13 protein-coding genes and 1 pseudogene are annotated in these 20,279 nt (G+C 72.6%); 7 read left to right on the top strand and 7 right to left on the bottom strand.

Annotation, left to right across the window (positions count from 1 at the left end; genetic code table 11):
• Both ACIBFB_RS17485 and ACIBFB_RS17480 read right to left on the bottom strand, forming a co-directional pair.
• Positions 1 to 201 carry a hypothetical protein gene (locus ACIBFB_RS17485; protein ID WP_397231245.1) on the bottom strand — a complete coding sequence of 67 codons (201 nt, stop codon included), beginning with the start codon at positions 199 to 201 and terminating at the stop codon, positions 1 to 3.
• Positions 202 to 452: 251 nt separating this feature from the next.
• On the bottom strand, positions 453 to 2,777 hold the full coding sequence (locus tag ACIBFB_RS17480) for a molybdopterin-dependent oxidoreductase (RefSeq protein WP_397231243.1): 2,325 nt from the start codon (positions 2,775 to 2,777) through the stop codon (positions 453 to 455).
• A gap of 158 nt (positions 2,778 to 2,935) precedes the next feature.
• Between ACIBFB_RS17480 and ACIBFB_RS17475 the strand changes: the two genes are divergently transcribed.
• The 3 genes from ACIBFB_RS17475 (at position 2,936) to ACIBFB_RS17465 (ending at position 6,165) form a co-directional block, all read left to right on the top strand.
• Positions 2,936 to 3,883, top strand: a complete 948-nt coding sequence (locus tag ACIBFB_RS17475) for an HpcH/HpaI aldolase/citrate lyase family protein (protein ID WP_397231241.1) — start codon at positions 2,936 to 2,938, stop codon at positions 3,881 to 3,883.
• Positions 3,884 to 4,006: 123 nt separating this feature from the next.
• On the top strand, positions 4,007 to 4,708 hold the full coding sequence (locus tag ACIBFB_RS17470) for a response regulator transcription factor (RefSeq protein ID WP_397231239.1): 702 nt from the start codon (positions 4,007 to 4,009) through the stop codon (positions 4,706 to 4,708).
• Positions 4,705 to 6,165 carry an ATP-binding protein gene (locus tag ACIBFB_RS17465; protein WP_397231237.1) on the top strand — a complete coding sequence of 487 codons (1,461 nt, stop codon included), beginning with the start codon at positions 4,705 to 4,707 and terminating at the stop codon, positions 6,163 to 6,165. The genes ACIBFB_RS17470 and ACIBFB_RS17465 overlap by 4 nt, the downstream gene beginning before the upstream one ends.
• Positions 6,166 to 6,172: 7 nt before the next feature.
• Here ACIBFB_RS17465 and ACIBFB_RS17460 read toward each other — a convergent pair whose 3' ends face one another.
• The 3 genes from ACIBFB_RS17460 to ACIBFB_RS17450 all read right to left on the bottom strand — a co-directional run bounded on the left by ACIBFB_RS17460 (position 6,173) and on the right by ACIBFB_RS17450 (position 10,415).
• Positions 6,173 to 7,501 carry a glycosyltransferase gene (locus tag ACIBFB_RS17460; RefSeq protein ID WP_397231235.1) on the bottom strand — a complete coding sequence of 443 codons (1,329 nt, stop codon included), beginning with the start codon at positions 7,499 to 7,501 and terminating at the stop codon, positions 6,173 to 6,175.
• A gap of 200 nt (positions 7,502 to 7,701) precedes the next feature.
• Positions 7,702 to 8,430: a DUF2306 domain-containing protein gene (locus ACIBFB_RS17455; RefSeq protein ID WP_397231233.1), complete on the bottom strand. Its 729-nt coding sequence runs from the start codon at positions 8,428 to 8,430 to the stop codon at positions 7,702 to 7,704.
• Between the two features lie 311 nt (positions 8,431 to 8,741).
• Positions 8,742 to 10,415: a trypsin-like peptidase domain-containing protein gene (locus tag ACIBFB_RS17450; RefSeq protein WP_397231231.1), complete on the bottom strand. Its 1,674-nt coding sequence runs from the start codon at positions 10,413 to 10,415 to the stop codon at positions 8,742 to 8,744.
• Between the two features lie 168 nt (positions 10,416 to 10,583).
• On the opposite strand from ACIBFB_RS17450, the gene ACIBFB_RS17445 reads away from it, so the two are divergent.
• Positions 10,584 to 11,189: a response regulator gene (locus ACIBFB_RS17445; protein ID WP_397231229.1), complete on the top strand. Its 606-nt coding sequence runs from the start codon at positions 10,584 to 10,586 to the stop codon at positions 11,187 to 11,189.
• A gap of 22 nt (positions 11,190 to 11,211) precedes the next feature.
• Here ACIBFB_RS17445 and ACIBFB_RS17440 read toward each other — a convergent pair whose 3' ends face one another.
• Positions 11,212 to 12,558: an amidohydrolase family protein gene (locus tag ACIBFB_RS17440; RefSeq protein WP_397231227.1), complete on the bottom strand. Its 1,347-nt coding sequence runs from the start codon at positions 12,556 to 12,558 to the stop codon at positions 11,212 to 11,214.
• 80 nt (positions 12,559 to 12,638) lie between these two features.
• Between ACIBFB_RS17440 and ACIBFB_RS17435 the strand changes: the two are divergent.
• Together ACIBFB_RS17435 and ACIBFB_RS17430 are read left to right on the top strand one after the other, a co-directional pair.
• Positions 12,639 to 12,809, top strand: a pseudogene (locus ACIBFB_RS17435) (response regulator transcription factor); the annotation flags it as partial.
• An 89-nt stretch (positions 12,810 to 12,898) separates the two neighbouring features.
• The gene (locus tag ACIBFB_RS17430; protein WP_397231225.1) at positions 12,899 to 13,312 is read left to right on the top strand and encodes a VOC family protein; all 414 of its coding nucleotides are present in this window, start codon (positions 12,899 to 12,901) and stop codon (positions 13,310 to 13,312) included.
• 86 nt (positions 13,313 to 13,398) lie between these two features.
• On the opposite strand, the gene ACIBFB_RS17425 is transcribed toward ACIBFB_RS17430, so the two are convergent.
• On the bottom strand, positions 13,399 to 15,588 hold the full coding sequence (locus ACIBFB_RS17425) for a SpoIIE family protein phosphatase (protein WP_397231223.1): 2,190 nt from the start codon (positions 15,586 to 15,588) through the stop codon (positions 13,399 to 13,401).
• 262 nt (positions 15,589 to 15,850) lie between these two features.
• Here ACIBFB_RS17425 and ACIBFB_RS17420 point away from each other — a divergent pair, with 262 nt between their 5' ends.
• Positions 15,851 to 20,278, top strand: a complete 4,428-nt coding sequence (locus tag ACIBFB_RS17420) for a HAMP domain-containing protein (protein WP_397231641.1) — start codon at positions 15,851 to 15,853, stop codon at positions 20,276 to 20,278.
• Position 20,279 lies beyond the last annotated feature (1 nt).

The raw sequence follows: 20,279 nt of genomic DNA, 5'->3' as shown, positions 1-20,279 counted from the left end.
TCAGGCCCGCTCTGTCGCGTATCGCAGCAGCTCCCGTGGAATCTCCACGAGAGTCTCGTTGTCGGCCAGGTCACGGACGTCTCCCATCGCCTCGGGGTCCGTGACCTTGTAGCCCTGCACGACGATCGTGCCTCGGTCGGTCTCGTACAAGGTCGGACACTTGCCGCCCTCACTGTTGGTGCCGAGGAAGGTCAACCGCATGAGCACTCACTCTCGCCTAGTCGCGAATATTCGCTTTCCTTCAAGGCTCCATGCTCGACTGTGCCTGAGCAACCACTCTTGGTGTCCACTTCTGGCCATCAGGGGATGGCCGGGCCAGATCCTGTCGGAGAGGCACGTGCCAGGGGCCAGATGTCCGATCGTGGCGCCAGGCCGGAGTCCGATCTGTGGTCCAAGGGCCGCGCAGCGAATCGCCGAGCCCTCACCGCCCGGCCGGACCGGAGCGTGCGCGGTCAGTCCGACGCGACTCCGCGCGGCGGCTCGAAGGCCCGCACCGGGGGCAGCGGATCCGTGAACGGCTCCACCCGCACCCGGGTCAGCTGGCCCGTGCACGCCTGCGACAGCGACGACGTCCCCACGTCCTCGGTCAGCACGTTCGGGTTGCCGTGCGCGCAGGTCACCCCGTCCGCGGACGGGTCGAACCAGGCGCCCGTCGACAGCTGCACCACACCCGGGCGCAGCGCGTCGCTGACCACCAGCCCCGCCAGGCACGAACCGCGCGGGCCGCTCACCCGCACCACGTCGCCGTCGGCGACCCCGGCGGTGCGGGCGTCGTCCGGGTGCATCCGCAGCGGGGCGCGCTCGCGGACCTTCTGCGACCGGCTGTGCGCCCCCATGTCCTGCTGGCTGTGCAGCCGCCCGCTCGGCTGGTTGGCCAGCAGCACGAGCGGCCACCCGGCGTCCTCCTCCACGGCCGGGCCCGCCAGCCACACCGGGTGGCCCGGGCAGTCCTCGTACCCGAAGGACGCGATGGTCCGCGAGAACAGCTCGATCCGCCCGCTCGGCGTCCGCAGCGGCCGCCCCTCCGGGTCCTCCCGGAACTCCCCGAACAGCGCCTCGTCCTCCACCCGGCCCGGGATCTCCACCCGGCCGCGCGCCCAGAACGCGTCGAAGTCGGGCACCTCCAGCCCCCGGCGCGCCGCCATCGACCGCCAGCGCCCGTAGATGTGCCGGAGCCACTCACCGCTCGTCCGCCCCTCGGTGAACTCCTCGCGCACGCCCAAGCGCTCGGCCAGGTCGGCGTAAGTGTCGTACTCGTCGCGTGCCTGCCCGTGCGGCGGCACCGCGCGCGGCATCGCGCGGACGGTCAGGTCGCCCTGGCTCGCGGTCAGGTCGTCGCGCTCCAGCACGGTCGTCGACGGGATGACGATGTCGGCGTGGCGCGCGGTCGCCGTCCAGTGCGTCTCGTGCACCACCACGGTCTCCGCCCGGCCGAACGCCCGACTCAGCCGTGCCAGGTCCTGGTGGTGGTGGAACGGGTTGCCGCCCGCCCAGTACACGAGCCGCACGTCCGGGTACCGCAGGTCGGCGCCGTCGAACCGGTAGCGCCCACCCGGGTTCAGCAGCATGTCGGCAACCCGCGCCACCGGGATGAACGCGTCCACGGCGTTGTCGCCCTGCGGCATCCGGGGCAGCCCGAGCGGGGTCGACCCGCCGCCGTAGTTGCCCATCGACCCGTACCCCGACGCGAACCCGCCGCCCGGCAGCCCCACCTGCCCCAGGCAGCACGCCAGCGCCAGCCCCGCCCACAGCGGCTGCTCGCCGTACCGGGCGCGCTGCACCGACCAGCCCACGTTCACCAGCGTCCGGCGCTCGGCCATCCGCCGCGCCAGCGCCCGCAGCCGGTCGGCCGGAACCCCGCTGACGCCCTCGGCCCACTCGGGGGTGCGCGCCACCCCGCCCGGATTCCCGCGCTCGTCGCGCTCGCCCATGACGTAGGCGCGCAGCCGGTCGGCGCCCACCGTGTACCGGTCGAGGAACGCGGTGTCGGCCAGTCCCTCGGCGAACAGCACGTGGACGAGCGCGAGCAGGACGGCGGTGTCGGCGCCCGGAGCGATCGGCAGCCACTCGGCCCGCACGCCCTCGTCGGTGTCGTCGGCGAGCGGCGACACGGACACGAACTCCACGCCCGCCTCGGCGGCGTCGCGCATCGCGGGCAGGGCGGTCTGGGCGGCACGGCCACCGGACGACGTCCACGTGTTCGAGACCCGCAGCCCGCCGAAGGACACCAGCAGCTGCGTGTGCTCCCGGATCTGGGTCCACGCGGGGGCGCGGTGCAGCAGCCGGTTGGCGCCCGGCGTCCCCAGCAGACGGGGCATGAGCACCTCCACGGCACCGTGGCTGTAGGTCGTCCGCGAGCGCGTGTACCCGCCGATCGTGTTGAGGAACCGGTGCAACTGGCTCTGCGCGTGGTGGACGCGGCCCGCGCTGCCCCAGCCGTAGGAGCCGCCGTAGATCGCGGCGTTGCCGTGCTCGGTGCGCACCCGGTCCAGCTCGCCCGCGAGCAGGTCCAGGGCGGTGCCCCACTCCACCTCGACGTACTCGTCCTCCGGGTCTCCGCGGCGCGCGTCCGGCCCCGGCCCGTGGTCGAGCCAGCGGCGGCGCACGGCCGGGCGCGCCACGCGCGAGGCGTGGTGCTGGGCCTGCGGGGTGTTGCCCATCACGGGGGACGGCGCCGGGTCGTCGGGGTCCGGACGCACGCCCACCACGCGGCCGTCGTCGACGACGACCTGGTAGCTGCCCCAATGGGCGCTGGTCGGGTGGTGCGTGGCGGACATGGTCGCTCCTGGTCCTCGTGCTCTCCGGGGCGCGTCGGAGCCCCGGACCACACCCTACGCACCGCTCGGTGCGATGATGAGCCCCGCGCCCCGGCACCGGGCGGGGCGTCCGCGCGCGGAGGCGGCGGCACCAACGGTCGATCGGAGCGGGAACGGCGATGGGCGAACTCAGGTCGCGGCGGTCGGTACTCGCGGTGCCGGGGTCCAACCCCCGGTTCGTGGAGAAGGCGCGGGGACTGGACGTCGACGCCTTCTTCCTGGACCTGGAGGACGCCGTCGCACCCCTGGAGAAGGAGGCCGCGCGCGAGAACGCCGTGCGGGCGCTCAACGACGGCGGGTGGGACGGCAGACTGCGCTCGGTCCGCGTCAACGACGTGTCCACCGCCTGGGCGTACCGGGACGTGATCGCCGTCGTCGAGGGCGCCGGGGCCGCGCTCGACTGCCTCGTCCTGCCCAAGGTCACCTCCGCGCGCGACGTGCACTGGCTCGACACCCTCCTCACCCAGATCGAACGCGCCGTCGGGCTGGAGGTCGGCCGGATCGGCATCGAGGCGCAGATCGAGGACGCGCGCGGCCTGACGAACGTCGACGCGATCGCCGCCGCCTCGCCCCGCCTGGAGTCGCTCGTCTACGGCCCCGCCGACTTCATGGCCTCGCTCAACATGAAGAGCCTGGTCGTCGGCGAGCAGCCGCCCGGCTACGACACCGGCGACGCCTACCACTACGTCCTCATGCGCATCCTCACGGCCGCGCGCGCCCACGGCCTCCAGGCCGTCGACGGCCCCTGCCTCCAGATCCGCGACGTGGACGCCTTCCGGCGGTCGGCCGCCCGCACCGCGGCGCTCGGGTTCGACGGCAAGTGGGTGCTGCACCCGCTCCAGGTGGAGGCGGCCAACGAGGCCTACGCCCCGACCCAGGAAGACTACGACCACGCCGAACTGATCCTGGACGCCTACGAGCACGCCACCGCCGTCGACCGCCGCGGCGCGGTCATGCTCGGCGACGAGATGCTCGACGAGGCCTCCCGCAAGATGGCGCTGGTCGTGGCGGGCAAGGGGCGCGCCGCCGGGCTCAGCCGCACCCGCGCCTTCTCCCCTGAGGCCTGACCGGGGGCCCAGGGCCGCCGGCCGAGCGCACCCACGCCCCGGATCCACCACCCGCCGCGGGCACTGACACGCGCCTCACCGGGTTCTTACCGGTCTCTCACCCGGATACGGGAGCATGTGCGCATGGAAGCCACCTCCTCCGCGGCCACCGTGCTGGTCGCCGATGACGACCGTGCGATCAGGGAGTCACTGGAACGCGCACTCCAACTCGAGGGCTACGAGGTGCGCACGGCGGCGGACGGCGTCCAGGCCCTCGCCTCCGTGCACGCCGACCCCGTGGACCTGCTCGTCCTCGACGTCATGATGCCCGGCGTCGACGGCCTCGGGGTGACCCGGGTGCTGCGGGCCGAGAAGGACCGCACCCCCATCCTCATGCTCACGGCGCGCGTGGAGACCCCGGACCGGGTGGCGGGACTCGACGCGGGCGCCGACGACTACCTCGCCAAGCCCTTCGAGCTCGACGAACTCCTCGCCCGGCTGCGCGCCCTGCTGCGCCGCGCCGCCCCCGTCGCCGAGGAGGGCGCCGAGGAGGGGCCGCTCCAGGCCGGCGCACTGCGGCTCGACCCGCTCGCCCGCCGCGTCTGGCGCGGCGACCGCGAGATCGACCTGTCCAAGACCGAGTTCGACCTGCTCGAACTCCTGGTCCGCAACGCGGGCATCGTGCTCGACCACGCCACGATCTACGACCGGATCTGGGGCTACGACTTCGGCCCCGAGTCCAAGAACCTCGCCGTCTACATCAGCTACCTTCGCCGCAAGCTGGAGGTCGGCGGCCCGCCGCTCATCCAGACCGTCCGCGGCGTCGGGTACACCCTGCGCCCATGAGCACGCCGAACCGGAACGGGACGCACCGCCCCTGGTGGCGCGAGCTGCTCGACCAGCCGCGCGACTGGCGGCTGGGCACCCGCTTCGCCGTCCTGTTCGCACTGGTGGCGGCGGTGACGATCGCGCTCGTGGGCACGCTCGCCTACACGACCGCCGCCTCGCTCATCCGCACCGACGCCCGCGACGAGTTCGACCTCACGGTCGAGCAGCTGTCCGAGGAGCTCGTCTCCCGGTACGCCTCCGGGGGTGCGGACGCGGTCGTCACCCACCTCGTGATCATGTCCAACGATCACTTCCAGACCCAGTACCTCAGCCCCGACGGCACCCGTCGGCTCCCGACCGCCTCACCCGAACAGATCGTCCTCCTGCCCGCGGACGACCGCTCCCTGGAGCTGGCCCGCTCCGAGGAGCCGGGAGTCACCGACGTGCGGGAGACGAGCTCCAACGACCGGGACTTCCGCGTCGCCACGGTCTCCATCGGCAGCGAGGCGGGCGCCATCCAGTTCGTGCAGCGCCTGTCCCCGGTGGAGCGGATGATCGACCGGCTCGCCACCCAGATCCTGTGGGTCGGCCTGCTCGTGGCGCTCGCCGCCGCGGCCGCCGGATGGCTCGTCGGCCATCGGACCACCCAGCGCCTGGTCCGCCTCAGCGACGCCGCCGAGTACGTAAGCTCCACGGGTCGCCTGGATCCGGTCAGTGACGGCGAGCGCGCCGGGGAGGGCGGCCAGGACGAGGTGGGCCGCCTCAGCAGCGCGTTCGACGCCATGCTCGCCCGCCTGGCGCGCTCCAAGGACGAGCAGCGCCGCCTCGTCCAGGACGCCGCCCACGAACTTCGCACACCGCTGACCAGCCTGTACACCAACGTGCAGGTGCTCGGCAGGGTGGACCGGCTCAGCCCGGAGGCGCGCGAGCGGCTGATCGACGACCTGCGCGGTGAGACGCGCGAGCTGACCACGCTGGTCAACGAACTCGTCGGCCTGGCCACCGGTGAGCGGGAGGACGAACCCCGGAGCGAGGTCGCGCTGGGCGAGGTCGCCGGGCGCGTCGCCGACCGGACCCGGCGGCGCACGGGTCGGGAGATCGTCGTGGACGCCGACGCCAGCGTCGTGTGGGGCCGGCCCGGATCCCTGGAACGCGCGATCGCCAACCCGGTGGAGAACGCCGCCAAGTTCGACCCGGAGGGCACCGCCCCGATCGAGATCCACGTGCGCGGCGGCGTGGTGGAGGTCCTCGACCGGGGACCCGGCATCGCCCCCGACCAGCTCGACCGGATCTTCGAGCGGTTCTACCGCGCCACCGAGGCCCGCGGGCTTCCCGGGTCCGGCCTGGGGCTGGCGATGGTCCGCGACATCGCCCGGGCGCACGGCGGCGACGTGTTCGCGCGCAACCGCGAGGGCGGCGGCGCGGTCGTCGGCTTCCACCTCCCGCCGTTCACGCCCCCCGGGCGACCGGGTTGACCCGCCCTCAGGCCCCGGGGAGTCCGGCCGCCCGCGCGGCCGCCCCGCCCGGAATCCTGGCCCCGGCCGGGACTCCCCGGGCCGCGTCCCGGTAGATCCGCTCGAACCGCTCCAGCGAGTCCTCCAACCGGTGCCGCGCGGCCATGGCCCGGCTGTGCTCGCCCATGCGCAGCCGTCGGCCGTCGTCGGCCACCACGTCGGCCACACGCAGCGCCAGCGCCTCGTGGTCGCCGGGCGGGAACAGGTACCCGTTGCGCCCCGCCTCCACCAGGTGCGGCAGCGCCATCGCGTCCGCCGCCACCACCGGCAGCCCGCTCGCCATGGCCTCCAGCGTGGCGATGCTCTGGAGCTCGGCGATGCTCGCGATGGTGAACACGTCGGCGCAGCGGTACACGTCCGGCAGGTCGGCGTGGGAGACGAAGCCGAGGAAGCGCACCCGGTCGGCGGCGCCCTCCGCCGCGGCCAGCTCCTCCAGACGGCGTCGGCAACTCCCCTTCCCGACCAGCGCCAACTGGACGTCCGGAACCCGGGCGGCGGCGCGGATCAGGTCGTCGATCCGCTTCTCCTCGTCGAGGCGCCCCACGAAGAGCATCGTGCGCCGGTCGGGCAGGCCCATCCCGGCGCGCAGGCGCCGCCGTTCCGCGGCACCGCCCCGGAACGGGCTGAAGCGGACGAGGTCGATCCCGCACGAGACCGGTTCGACCGTCCGGGTGAAGCCCTGGTCGCGCAGCAGCCGCGCCGCCGCCGGGGTCGGCGTCGTCACGTGCTCGGCCCCAGACAGCACCGCGCGCAGGTCCCACCAGGCGAGGCGGGCCACGTGCGCCCGCAGTGTGTCGGGCACGTGCAGGTAGTCGAACAGGTTCTCCGGCATGAAGTGGTTGGTGGCCACGACCGGAACGCCGTGGTCGCGCGCGGCGTGCGTGAGCGTCCGGCCGACGATGAAGTGGTTCTGGACGTGCACCGCGTCCGGCCGCAGCCGGGACAGCAGCCGGTCCAGGTGTCCGCGCGTCCCGACCGGGACGGTCAGGCGGACGCTCTCGTGGGCGAGCGAGGGCATCGACCGCAGCCGGTGCTCGACCACCCCGTCCCGCTCGACCACGTACGGCCGCCCCTCGGGGGAGGGGCACACGACGTGCACCGAGACGCCGCGTTCGGTCAGCCCCCTGGCCAGGCGGGCGGTGAAGTAGGCCGCGCCGTTGACGTCGGGCGGGTAGGTGTCGGTCCCGATCAGGATCCGGACACCGCGCCCCTCCGCGTCGGAGGGACGCGTGCCGGGGAGGACCCGGGGCGGCGTCCGCGGCGTGGAGGGGGCGGGGGAGACGAAGGACGTCGACATCGAGTGATCTCCTGCGGGCGGGTGCGGCGTCGGGGGCGCGGAGTAGGCACGAGTGTGGAGCACCTGAGTTGACCGACACCGACCTCCCGGTGACGACGGAGCGACCGGTCAGATAGCACATGACCCAGCGAACGATACTTTCCGTGTCCGCCCGTGTACGCGAGTGCGCGCGAACGTCATCCACTGGTGACCGGGGCGGGTCAGGAGGCGGCCGTGCGCCGTCCCCGGCGCGCCGGACGCCGGTACTTGAGCCACCACTCCAGGACCAGCAGCGGGAGTACCCAGCTGACGAACATGCTCGCGGGGAAGAGGTCCATGACCAGGTCCGGGACTCCCCCGTCGTAGTCGCGGCCGACCCGGGGCAGCATGACCAGGAGGAGCAGGGGGAGCACCAACCGCTGCAGGGCGATGCCGTAGACCAGGACGAAGCTGCGCAGCATCCACTCCCGGTGCTCGGCGTACCGGCGCCGCCGCGCCATGACGTAGCCGATCACGGTGAAACCCAACCAGGCGATCGACCACAGGGCCGTGGCGACGTGCGTGGACGGACCGGAGTGGCTGAGGGGGGACACGAGCAGAGCGGGGATGCCGACGAACACCACTCCGCCGAAGACGTACACCCGGCCGCTCCAGCGGTGTACGGCCGGGTGGTGTCGGCGGACCCACGGCCACACCTGGACGACGACCAGGAGCATGAGCACTGTGCCGCCCATGATGTGCGTCCACAGCATCGGGTAGTGCCAGGCGACGTCCTCGCGGAGGGGGACCCCGGACAGCCCGGGGTCCATCCCGAGGTAGCGCGGTACCGAGAGCGCCAGGAACACGAGGGTGGTCAGAGCGAGCGGCAGGATCCAGGGCCGCTCCCACCAGCGCTTGGCGGGGCGACGGGGACGGGTGGACGGTTCGGCGGTCGAGGCGGGGGTCGCCATGGAGTCCTCGGGGGGTTGGGGATCTCGGAGCACGGAAGGTGCCCCGACCTGCCCAGACGCTATGTCCGGAGGAACCCCTCGCACGAGGGTGCGGGCACGTGGATCCGGGGTGGGACGTCGCGCCTCCGCGGTGTGGTGCTGCCACTCCCGCGGGGGTGGAGACGCCTCCACCGTTCCCCTCGGCCGTGAGGGGGCATGGGTCGGGGGCGGCCCCGGAACCCCCAGGTCCGGAACCGCCCCCGGGGAGGCGCGGCCCCGGAACCCCCATGTCCGGGACCGCCCCTCGGGAGGGACGACCGTGGTCGTCTGGATCAGTCGCCGATGTCGTCGGCACCGGCCCCGGAGGTCTGCTCCCCGAGCGTCACCGTCACGTCCCGCGCCCCGCCGGAGCCGCCTTCGAGGACCCCGAAGGTCACCTCGTCACCGGGGCGGTGCGACCGGATCAGGGCGATCAGCTGGTCGGGGGAGGAGACGGTCTCACCGTCGACGGACACCACCACGTCTCCGGCGGACAGTCCCGCCTCCTCAGCGGCGCCGTCCGCGTTGACCTCGACGATCTCCGCGCCGCCCGCGGAGCCGCGGGTGATCGTCGCGCCGATCGCCGCGTAGCTCGCGGAGCCCTCCTCGGCCAGCTGCTCGGCGATGGGCCGCACCTGGTTGATCGGGATGGCGAAGCCCAGGCCCACCGAACCGCTGTCCTGCGAGATCCCGGCGATCGCCGTGTTGATCCCGATCACCTCGCCGTTCATGTTCACCAGCGGGCCACCGGAGTTGCCCGGATTGATCGCGGCGTCGGTCTGGATCGCGTTGATCACCGTCGAGGTGGGCCCCGCCGCGCCCTCGGTGACGCCGGTGTTCACCGGGCGGTTGAGAGCGCTGACCACGCCCGTGGTCACCGTGCCGGACAGCCCCAGCGGCGAGCCGATCGCGACCACGTCGGCCCCCACGCCGACCTGGTCGGAGTCGCCGAGCGTCGCCGGTTCGAGGTCGCTGCGGCCCTCGGCCTGGATCACCGCGATGTCGGACACCGTGTCCGATCCCAGGACCCGCGCCGACGCCGTCGAGCCGTCGTTGAACATCACCTGGAGGGCGTCGCCCCGGGCGGCCTCCACGACGTGCGCGTTGGTGAGGATCTGGCCGTCCGAGGAGATGACCACGCCGCTCCCGCTGCCGTTGGCGGTCTCGATGGACACCACGCTCGGCAGCACGGCGTCGGCCACCTCGCCGACCTCGCCCTCGGTCGGCGTCGAGGTCTGCTGGCCGTCGAGCGAGCTGATCGGCGACGACACCCCGTCCGGAAGCAGGTAGGCGGTGCCCAGGGCCGCGAGCGGGCCCACGACGAGGCTGGTCACCAGCGCTGTGGCCGCCGCGACGGCGACGACTCGGCCACCGCGGGGCTTTCCGGGCTGCGGTACCTGGCCCGGAGGAGGCCCCTGGTGGCCGAAGGGAGGCTGACCGGGGCCGCCGGGGCCGCCGGGGCCCTGAGGCCCGCCCGGGCCCTGCGGCCCGTGGGGCCCGCCGAAGGACGCGTGACCGCCGGAGTAGGCCGGTCCGTCGCCCGGTGCTCCCCGGTCTCCGTGCGGCGGGACGGGGCCGCCCGCGTGGTGGGCGTACGGGCCGTGCTGGCCTCCGGCCCAGGCGCCCTCACCGGGCCGCTGCGGCGTCGGGTAGGTGTAGGCGGCCTGGTCGGGCGCCTCGGGCCCGGCGGCCCAGTCGCGGCCCCGGTCAGTGGGGACGAACCGGGGGCCGGTCCCCGCGGCGGACGCGTCCGCTGTCTCGGACGGGCCGCCGGACGCGGCCGGGCCGGGCGACTCGGACGGGGCGGGGGAGCCCTCGGACGGGGTGGTCTGGTGGACGCCGTCGCCCCGGGAGGACTGCTCCTCGGCCACGCCGGACGCCTCGGGCTGGGCGGCGGGCCCGGCGGGGCGGTGTCCGGGCTCCTCCGGTCCGGCCGCCGTGCCTGCACTGGGTTCGTTGGGGTTCAACTCGGCCTCCGACTCGCGGGACGATGCCTGCTGACGGGATCCATCATGGAGCGCACGGGTTAGAGCACGGTGAGAGCCCGATATGGCAGGGTTTCGAGTCCGTGCGACGGCGCCCTTCCCGGCACGATAGCGTCCATCTGCCACCGTGGCGCAAAGGAGGGGCAGGCCGTGATCAAGATCGTGCTGGCGGACGACGAACACCTGGTCAGAGGGGCGATCGCTGCGCTCCTCGGCCTGGAGGGGGACCTGGACGTCGTCGCCGAGGTCGGCCGGGGCGACCAGGTCGCGGACGCCGTCCGGGAGCACGGAGCGGACGTCGCGGTCCTCGACATCGAGATGCCCGGCGCCACGGGGCTGGAGGTCGCGGCGGAGCTCGGTTCGGCGGCGCCCGACTGCGGCGTGGTCATCCTCACCAGCTTCGGCCGCCCGGGCTACCTGCGCCGGGCGCTGTCCTCCGGCGCCCAGGGCTTCCTGGCCAAGGACGCCCCCGTGGACCAGCTCGCCGGAGCGATCCGCCGCGTGCACGGCGGTGGGCGGTACATCGACACCGACCTGGCCGCCGCGGCGATGGTCGGCGGGGAGAGCCCGCTCACCGACCGCGAGACCGAGGTGCTGCGCGCGGCCTCGGACGGGGCCACGGTCGCGCGGATCGCCGGGGCGCTGCACCTGAGCGAGGGCACCGTGCGGAACTACCTGTCCAACGCCATCGGCAAGACCGGCGCGGACAACCGGATGGCCGCCATCCGGACCGCCCAGGACATGGGCTGGCTGTGACCCGCACGGCCGCCCGGCCCGCTCAGGCGTGTCCCAGTGCCCCGACGATCCGGTCCCGGGAGGCGGTCACCGCGTCGCGCAGGCCGTCCACGTCCACCCCGACCAGACGTCCGCGCTCCTTGCGGACCGTTCCGCCCACCATGACCGTCTCGATGTTGCGGGCGTCGGCGCCGAGCACGAGCGTGCCCACCGCGTCGTTCAACGGCATGGTGTTGACGTCACCGGCGTCGACCACGATCAGGTCCGCCTGGCGGCCCGGGGCGAGCGACCCGGTCACCTCGCCCAACCCGATGGTGTGCGCGCCCTGACGCGTGGCGAAGTCCAGTACGTCCCGCGACGTGATCCGGGGCGGCACGGGCTCGTCGCTGCCGTAGACGCCCCGCACCGCGCGCATGCGCTGGATCGCCAGCAGAGTCCGCATCTGCGTGAACATGTCGCTCGCCAACGCCACCTCCACGTCGATGCTCAGACCGGGGCGGATCCCCGCGGCGAGCGCCTCGTCGACCGCCGGGACCGCGCTCTCCAGGCCGATCTGGGCGTCCGAGGAGGGTGCGAGGGACACGGTCGCTCCGGCCTCGCCCAGGGCGCCCCACGCCCGCGGGGTCAGGCCGGTCGCGTGGATCAGGCACAGACCGGGGCCGAGCAGGCCGGCGTCGGCCCAGCGCAGGACCGCCTCGGACGAGGGGATCCCGAACACCGCGTCGACGCTCACCCCGAGGTCCAGGTCGCGGGCCACCGCCGCCAGGTCCGTTCCGTAGGCGAGAGCGGGTCCCGCGATCTCGTCGGTCGCCAGCGCCGCGAGGCGGATCGTGACCAGGCCGTCGTTCGCTCCCCGGTAGGCGGAGCACAGGCGTTCCAGGTCCCCGGGCCACTGCCGGTCCCAGTCGCCGAAGTGCGGGCCCATCGACGCGTGGACGCCCCTGATGCCCGTGTCGACCAACGCGCGGACGGCGGCGTCGGAGTGCTCGGCCGTGCGGGAGTTGTGCGAGAAGTCCAGCATGGTGGTGATCCCGGCGTCCAGGGCGGTCAGCGCCGCGAGCCGGGTGCCCACGTACATGTCGTGGGGTGTGTACAGGGGCGCGATCTCGCCCAGGGTGGACGCCACGTACGCGCCGAGATCCGACACGTCGGGTATGCGGCGGCGCATCTGCGCCTGCCAGGCGTGGCGGTGGGTGTCGACGAACCCGGGGGCGACGACGCGCCCGGTCGTGTCGATCACGGTGGCTCCGGCGGCGTCCGGGTGCGTGCGCAGATCCGTGCCGACGGCGGCGACGCGGTCCCCGCGGACCAGGACGTCGCCGCGCTCCAGGTCGCCGATGTGCGGGTCCATCGTGACGACGGTCCCGCCGGTGAGCAGTGTGGTGCCCATGTTCTCTCCTTCGGTGCGAGTACCCCCACTCTCGGCCCTCGCCGACCGCGGCGCCAGGACGGACGCTTCCGGGGTGCGGCACACCCTGGATGCGCGCGGCCTCGGACGGGGCCACGGTCGCGCGGATCGCCGGGGCGCTGCACCTGAGCGAGGGCACCGTGCGGAACTACCTGTCCAACGCCATCGGCAAGACCGGCGCGGACAACCGGATGGCCGCCATCCGGACCGCCCAGGACATGGGCTGGCTCTGAGCGGATATAGGACAGTACCTGTCCGCCATGCCTCGTAGTGTCTCTTCCATCGACATCGCGCACCGCGCGTGAACGGGAGAGGAACCGACATGCTGCGAGGACTGACCACCATCTCGCTGTGGGCCGACGACGTCGCCGAGGCCGCGCGCTGGTACGCCGAACTGGTGGGCGCCGAACCGTACTTCGAGCGCCCCGGCAACGGACTGCCGCCCGCCTACGTCGAGTTCCGGATCGGCGACCACCAGCACGAACTCGGGATCATCGACCGCCGGTACGCGCCCCCGGCCGCGCAGCACGGCCTCGGCGGGGCGGTCGTCTACTGGCACGTCGACGACGTGGCCGCGACCGTGGAGAAGCTGCTGTCCATGGGCGCCAAGGAGTACGAGCCCGTCACCCCCAGGGGCGACGCGGGATTCGTCACCGCCTCGGTGGTCGACCCCTTCGGCAACCTCCTGGGCGTCATGTACAACCCGCACTACCTGGACATGCTCGACCGACGGTGACCCTTCGGGGCGGGTCGCGCTGACGCGTCCCCGCCCCGAGGCGGTCGCCCCGCGGGTGGACTCGCATCCACGGGTCCGGCGCCCGCCTACAGCAACCGCAGCACCATCATCGCGGTGTCGTCCGTGTGCCCGCCGGGCGCGTACTCCTCCAGCTCGCGGTCGATCCGGCTGATCACCGCCTGCGCGGTCAGCCCCGCGCATCCGGAGAAGATCTCCTTCAGCCCCTCGTCCCCGAGCATGTCCGAGTTGCTCCGCCGCTCGGTCACCCCGTCGGTCACCGCCAGCACCACCTCGCCGGGGCGCAGCTCCACGCTCTCGTTCTCGAACCCCACGTCCTCGAACGCCCCCAACAACGGCTGCGACGACCCGAACGACGACACCTCGCCCTTCTGGTTCAGCCGCAGCGGCAGCGGGTGACCCGCGGACACCATCCGTACCCGCATCCCCCGACCGGCGTCCGTGGCCGGGGTCATCTCCCCGTACAGCATGGTGAGGAACCGCGTCGAGGTGTTCTCGTCCAGGATCGCCATGTTCAGCCGCTGCATGATGTGCGCCGGGGAGAACCCCTCCCTGGCCAGCGCCCGCAGCGTGTGCCGCGCCAGCCCGGTGATCGCCGCCGCCTCCGGACCCGTGCCGCACACGTCGCCCACCGCGAAGCACCACCGCCCACTGGCGGCGAACACGTCGTAGAAGTCGCCGCCGACCACGTTCTTCTCGTCCGCCGGACGGTAGAACACCGCGTGGTCCACGCCGGGGATCACCGGCTCCTTCTCCTTGGCGGGAAGCAGGCTGCGCTGGAGCGCGACGCTCATCGACGCCTGCCGCTCGTGCAGCCGCGCGTTCTCCATCGCCGAGGCCACGCGCCGGCTCAGGTCGTCGGCGACGTCCACCTGGTCCCGGGTGAAGTCGTCCGCCTCGCTCCGCCCGATCGTCATCCGCCCCAGCGCGCGCCCGTGCGCCACCAGGGGGATGCTGATCGCCGGTCCCTGCGACAGATCCCGGGTCAGGCTCTCCGTCAGCCCCGCCTCGGCGAGCTCCGTGGGGGACCACAGCGGCCGCGGCTCGCGCTGCTCACGCGGCGGCAGCCCGGACAGCAGCTCACGCAGGATGTCGTTGAGGTTCTCGTCGCGGTGCGCCACGTGCGACAGATGGAAGACGCCCAGGTCGTTGGTGGTGTGGATGGCGCACCACTGGCCCAGGCGCGACGTGATGAGCTGCGCCGCCAGCGCCCCCGTCATCCGTTCGTCCAGCGTGCCCGCGAGCAGATCGCTCGCCTCGGCCAGGAAGCTCAGCGACGCGCGGCGGCTCAGTTCGACCTCGGCAAGCCGGGACCGCTCGACCGGCAGCGCGATCCGGTCCGCGCCCTCCTGGAGGCGTTGCGCCGCCGCCGGGCCGAAGTGCCGCGTCCGCTTCGACGCCACTCCCAGCAGCCCCGTCACCCGGCCGTCCACGATCAGCGGCGCGGTCACCAGGGAGCGCATGCCCGCCCGCGAGAGCCGGCCCCGGCTGGCGCGGGCGATCATCAGGTCGTCGTTGATCGTCGGGCCCGGTTCCGGCGCGGCGGACGGGAACGCCTCCTCGGTGCGTACACGCAGGGGTCGCCAGGGGGCGTCGTCACTGGTCAGGCCGACCGCGCACCGCACCTCCCACATGGTCTCGTCCGAGGTCGCCAGCGCGATGTAGGCCGCGTCCCCGCCCAGCGCCGTGGCGGCGTGCTCCACGGTCCGCTCCAGCAGCTGGCGCAGGCTCAGCCGCGAGTTCAGGGCGGCGTCCAGCGACGCCCACGTGCTCGGCCGCGCGGGGCGGTTCGTCCGAGCGCGCACCGGCGGCGACTCCAACGACGGCGCCGACGGCCGCGTGGTGTCCTCGATGCGGAACCACACCGCTTTGTCGTCGCGCCCGTAGCTCACCCCCCAGCTGGAGGCGATCGCCGAGGCCAACGCCAGCCCGAGCCCCGCGCCCCGGGCGTCGCCCGAGGACGGCGCGGCGTCCACCCGCAGCGGCCCGGCCTGCGGGACCGCGCGGTCGGGCGCCGAGTCGGTCACCATCACCTCGATGCACCCGTCCACCCGGCGGACCGCCACCTCCAGCGCCGACCGCGCGTGCACCACGGCGTTGGTCACCAGCTCACTGACCAGGAGGATCACATCGTCGAAGGGCTCCGGCACACCCCAGGACAGGAGGGTGTCGTGGACGAACTCCCGAGCGGCCGCCGCGGTCTCGGGAGCGGGCGGGAAGTCTCGTCGGGCGACCTTCGACGCGTCGTGTGATGGCAAGCCGGGCAAGTCCTTCGTCACTTGGCGTGGGCAGCGGGGAGTAGGGCTGCCACTGCCACGATACGCGGGAGCCGCACCCCAGGAGGTCCGGATCCGGCGGAGCGCCGTGCCGGTGCGGACGAGATCGGCAACCGACCTGTGCGGGGCGCGTTCGGCGGATAGTCTGAGTCACCGACAGATCCACTTCTTTCGGGTGGTAGAGCGCGACGGTAGCGTGACCGGACGGGAAGTCGAGGTGGACCAGACCAGCGGGAGGGGTTCGATGCCCGACGCGGCCAAGGAACTGGCTGAGGAACAGCTCGAAGAGATTCTCAGTGCCCTGTACCGCATGCGGGACGGCGATTTCAGCGTGCGCCTCCGCGAGCGCGGCAGCGGCACCATCCGGGAGATCGCCTCGGTCTTCAACGAGGTGGTCGACCACAGCGAACAGCTGAGCAGCGAACTGCAGCGCGTCGGCGACGTCGTCCGCGACGAGGGCCGCCTGCACGAACGCGTCGCGGTCAGCCCCTCCCGCGGCGCGTGGGGCGAGAGCGCCCGGGCCCTCAACGACCTCCTCGACGAGGTCGCCGAACCCGTCACCGACGTCGCCCGCGTCCTCGACTCCGTCGCCGAGGGCCAGCTCAGCCGCCGCGCCTCCACCGAGGGCCGCCGGGGCGAGCTCAAGGGCGACCTCCTGCGCCTGGCCACCACCGTGAACCGGATGGCCGACCAGATGAGCGGCTTCACCGAGGAGGTCACCCGGGTCGCCCGCGAGGTGGGCACCGAGGGCAAGCTCGGCGGCAGCGCGCAGGTCGAGGGCGTCTCCGGCGCCTGGCGCGAGGTCACCGAGTCGGTCAACCAGATGGCCTCCCGCCTCACCAACCAGGTGCGGGACATCTCCGCGGTGACCACGGCGGTCGCCCGCGGCGACCTGGGCAAGAAGATCACCATCGACGTCCAGGGCGAGATGCTCGACCTCAAGGACACGGTGAACACGATGGTGGACCAGCTCTCCACCTTCGCGGACGAGGTCACCCGGGTGGCCCGCGAGGTGGGCACCGAGGGCAAGCTCGGCGGTCGCGCCAACGTGCGCGGGGTCCAGGGCATCTGGAAGGACCTCACCGAGAACGTCAACTCGATGGCGGACAACCTCACCAACCAGGTGCGGGACATCTCGCAGGTGACGACCGCCGTCGCCCGGGGCGACCTCACCCGCAAGGTCGAGGTCGACGTCCAGGGCGAGATGCTCGCCCTGAAGAACACCGTGAACACCATGGTCGACCAGCTGGACTCGTTCGCCGACGAGGTCACCCGGGTGGCGCGCGAGGTCGGCACCGAGGGCAAGCTGGGCGGCCGGGCCAACGTCAAGGGCGTGTCGGGCATCTGGAAGGACCTGACGGACAACGTCAACTCGATGGCCAACAGCCTCACCTACCAGGTCCGCAACATCTCCCAGGTGACGACGGCGGTCGCCAAGGGCGACCTGAGCAAGAAGATCACCGTGGACGCCCAGGGTGAGATGCTCGACCTCAAGGACACCATCAACAAGATGGTCGACCAGCTGGACTCGTTCGCCAGCGAGGTCACCCGGGTGGCGCGCGAGGTCGGCACCGAGGGCAAACTGGCCGGTCAGGCGCACGTGCGCGACGTCTCCGGGGTCTGGAAGGACCTGACGGACAACGTCAACTCCATGGCCAACAACCTGACCTACCAGGTGCGCCAGATCTCCATGGTCACGCGCGCGGTGGCGGCGGGCGACCTGACCAAGAAGGTCACGGTCAACGCCAAGGGCGAGATCCTGGAGCTGAAGGACACCATCAACGTCATGGTGGACCAGCTGTCGGCCTTCGCGGACGAGGTCACCCGGGTGGCCCGCGAGGTGGGCACCGAGGGCAAGCTCGGCGGTCGCGCCGACGTCCCGGGCGTCTCCGGCATCTGGAAGGACCTCACCGAGAACGTCAACTCGATGTCGCACAACCTCACCACGCAGGTGCGCAACATCTCCGAGGTCACGACCGCGGTCGCCGCCGGCGACCTCACGAAGAAGATCGACGTCAACGCCCAGGGCGAGATCCTGGAGGTCAAGACCACCGTCAACACGATGGTCGACCAGCTCTCCGCGTTCGCCACGGAGGTCACCCGGGTCGCGCACGAGGTGGGCAGCCAGGGCCAGCTGGGCGGTCAGGCCAAGGTCGAGGGCGTCTCGGGCACGTGGCGCCAGCTCACCGACAGCGTGAACGGCCTGGCGGGCAACCTGACCATCCAGGTGCGCGCGATCGCCGAGGTGGCCAACGCCGTGGCCAAGGGAGACCTGACCCGCAACATCCAGGTCGACACGCGCGGCGAGATGGAGGAGCTCAAGGACAACCTCAACCTGATGGTGTCCAACCTCCGCGAGACCACCGCCACCCAGCGGGACGCCGACTGGCTCAAGTCCAACCTCAACCGGATCTCCGGCCACATCCAGGGGCACCGGGACCTGAACGAGCTGGCCCGCCTCATCATGACCGAGGTGACTCCGCTCATGGAGGCCCAGCACGGCGCCTGCTACCTGCCCGAGGACCAGGGCGACCAGGACGTCTTCCGGCTCTACGCGGGCTTCGGCTACGCGCCCGACGAGAGCCGCCGCCGGATCCGCAAGGGCGTCGGACTGGCGGGCGAGGCGCTGACGCAGCAGACCGAGCAGCAGGTCAGCAACATCCCGCCGGGCTACGTCACCGTCCAGTCCGGACTGGGCCAGGCCGAACCCCGGCACCTGTACATCCTCCCGATCATCTCCGAGGAGCGGGCGCTCGGCGTCATCGAGTTCGCCTCCTACGAGGAGTTCCGGGAGATCCACAAGAGCTTCCTGCGCCAGCTGGTGGCCCTCCTCGGCACCACGATCAACACCATCCTGGCCAACAACCGCACCGAGTACCTCCTCGAACAGTCCCAGCAGCTCACCAGCCAGCTCCGCGAGCGGTCCAACGAACTCCAGCGCCAGCAGGAGGAGCTGCGCGGCAAGAACGCCGAACTGCGCCAGAAGGCCACCCAGCTGGCCAACCAGAACCGGGCGATCGAACTCCAGAACCAGCAGATCCAGCGCTCCAGGAACGCCCTGGAGGAGCGCGCCCACCAGCTCCAGGTCTCCTCCAAGTACAAGTCGGAGTTCCTGGCGAACATGTCGCACGAGCTGCGCACGCCGCTCAACAGCCTGCTGATCCTGGCCCGCCTCCTGGCCGACAACGCGGAGCAGAACCTCACGCCCAAGCAGGTCGAGTTCGCCCAGACCATCCACAAGGCGGGCAGCGACCTCCTGCTGCTCATCGACGAGATCCTCGACCTGTCCAAGGTCGAGGCGGGCCGCGCCGAGGTACAGCCCAGCGAGGTGTCCATCGCCCAGCTCGTCGACTACGTGGAGGCCACCTTCCGCCCGGTCACCGGGGAGCAGGGGCTCGCGTTCGCGGTGGACGTCTCACCCGACATCCCCGGCACCCTGTGGACCGACGAGCAGCGCCTCCAGCAGATCCTGCGCAACCTGCTGTCCAACGCCGTGAAGTTCACACCGCAGGGCGAGGTGCGGCTGCTCATCGAGCCCGCGTGGGCGCTGGACGACGCCGACCTCGACATGTTCGTCGAGGACGAGGAGGTCATCGCGTTCACCGTCGCCGACACCGGCATCGGGATCGCCGAGGACAAGCTCCAGGTGATCTTCGAGGCCTTCCACCAGGGCGACGGCGGCACGTCGCGGCGGTTCGGCGGCACGGGTCTGGGACTGTCCATCAGCCGCAACTTCGCCCGGCTCCTGGGCGGTGAGATCCGCGTCCAGAGCGTGGCCAACCAGGGTTCCACCTTCACCCTCCTGCTCCCGGTGCGGCTGCCGGAGGACGCCGGGGAGCGCGGCGAGGACGTCGTCGGCGTGGACACCGTCCCGGCGCTGGAGTCCGTCCCCGGCCAGGACCCGCTCGGCGACGCCGGGAGCGACGGCGACTACGTCATGCCCGACGAGGACTTCGACGCCGCGCTCGCCGCCCTCACCGACATCGGCAACGAGCCCCTGCCCAGCGTCCCGGTGCTCAAGACGCCCGAACCCGCGGCCCAGGCCGAGGGCGAGCGGGCGTCCGCGCCGGGCCAGGAACGCGTCGAGGCCAGGTCCGACCCCGAACGCCGCGCCGTCCTCAGCGGGCAGCGGGTGCTGATCGTCGACGACGACGTGCGCAACGTCTTCGCGCTCACCAGCGCCCTGGAGGCGCAGGGACTGGAGGTCCTGTACGCCGACAACGGCCGGTCGGGCATCGCCATGCTGGAGGCCAACGAGGACATCTCCCTCGTCCTGATGGACGTGATGATGCCCGAGCTGGACGGCAACGCCACGACCCGGGCGATCCGGGACATGCCCCAGTTCGCCGACCTGCCGATCATCTCCCTCACCGCCAAGGCGATGCAGGGCGACCGGGAGCGCAGCCTGGCGGCCGGCGCCACCGACTACGTCACCAAGCCCGTCGACCTGGACCACCTGCTGGACGTGATGCGCCGCTGGCTCACCGCCGACCCGGCGGAGACCGCCGCGGGAGCCGCCGGCGACACGGCGGACGGATCCGGGCCCGACGACGCGCCCGGGTCCCCCAGGGGGCACAATGGCGCCACTGACGATGACACCCCCGCCGGCGGGGACCAGCCGAACGCGGACACGGGCGACACCGGCGCCGCCCCGACAGAGGACCTGGAGTAAG

Source organism: Nocardiopsis sp. NPDC050513 (genome assembly GCF_044457925.1).
GTDB lineage: Bacteria > Actinomycetota > Actinomycetes > Streptosporangiales > Streptosporangiaceae > Nocardiopsis.
The sequence above is the reverse complement of the archived record's forward strand: the minus strand, read 5'-3'. Positions and strand labels throughout refer to the sequence as shown.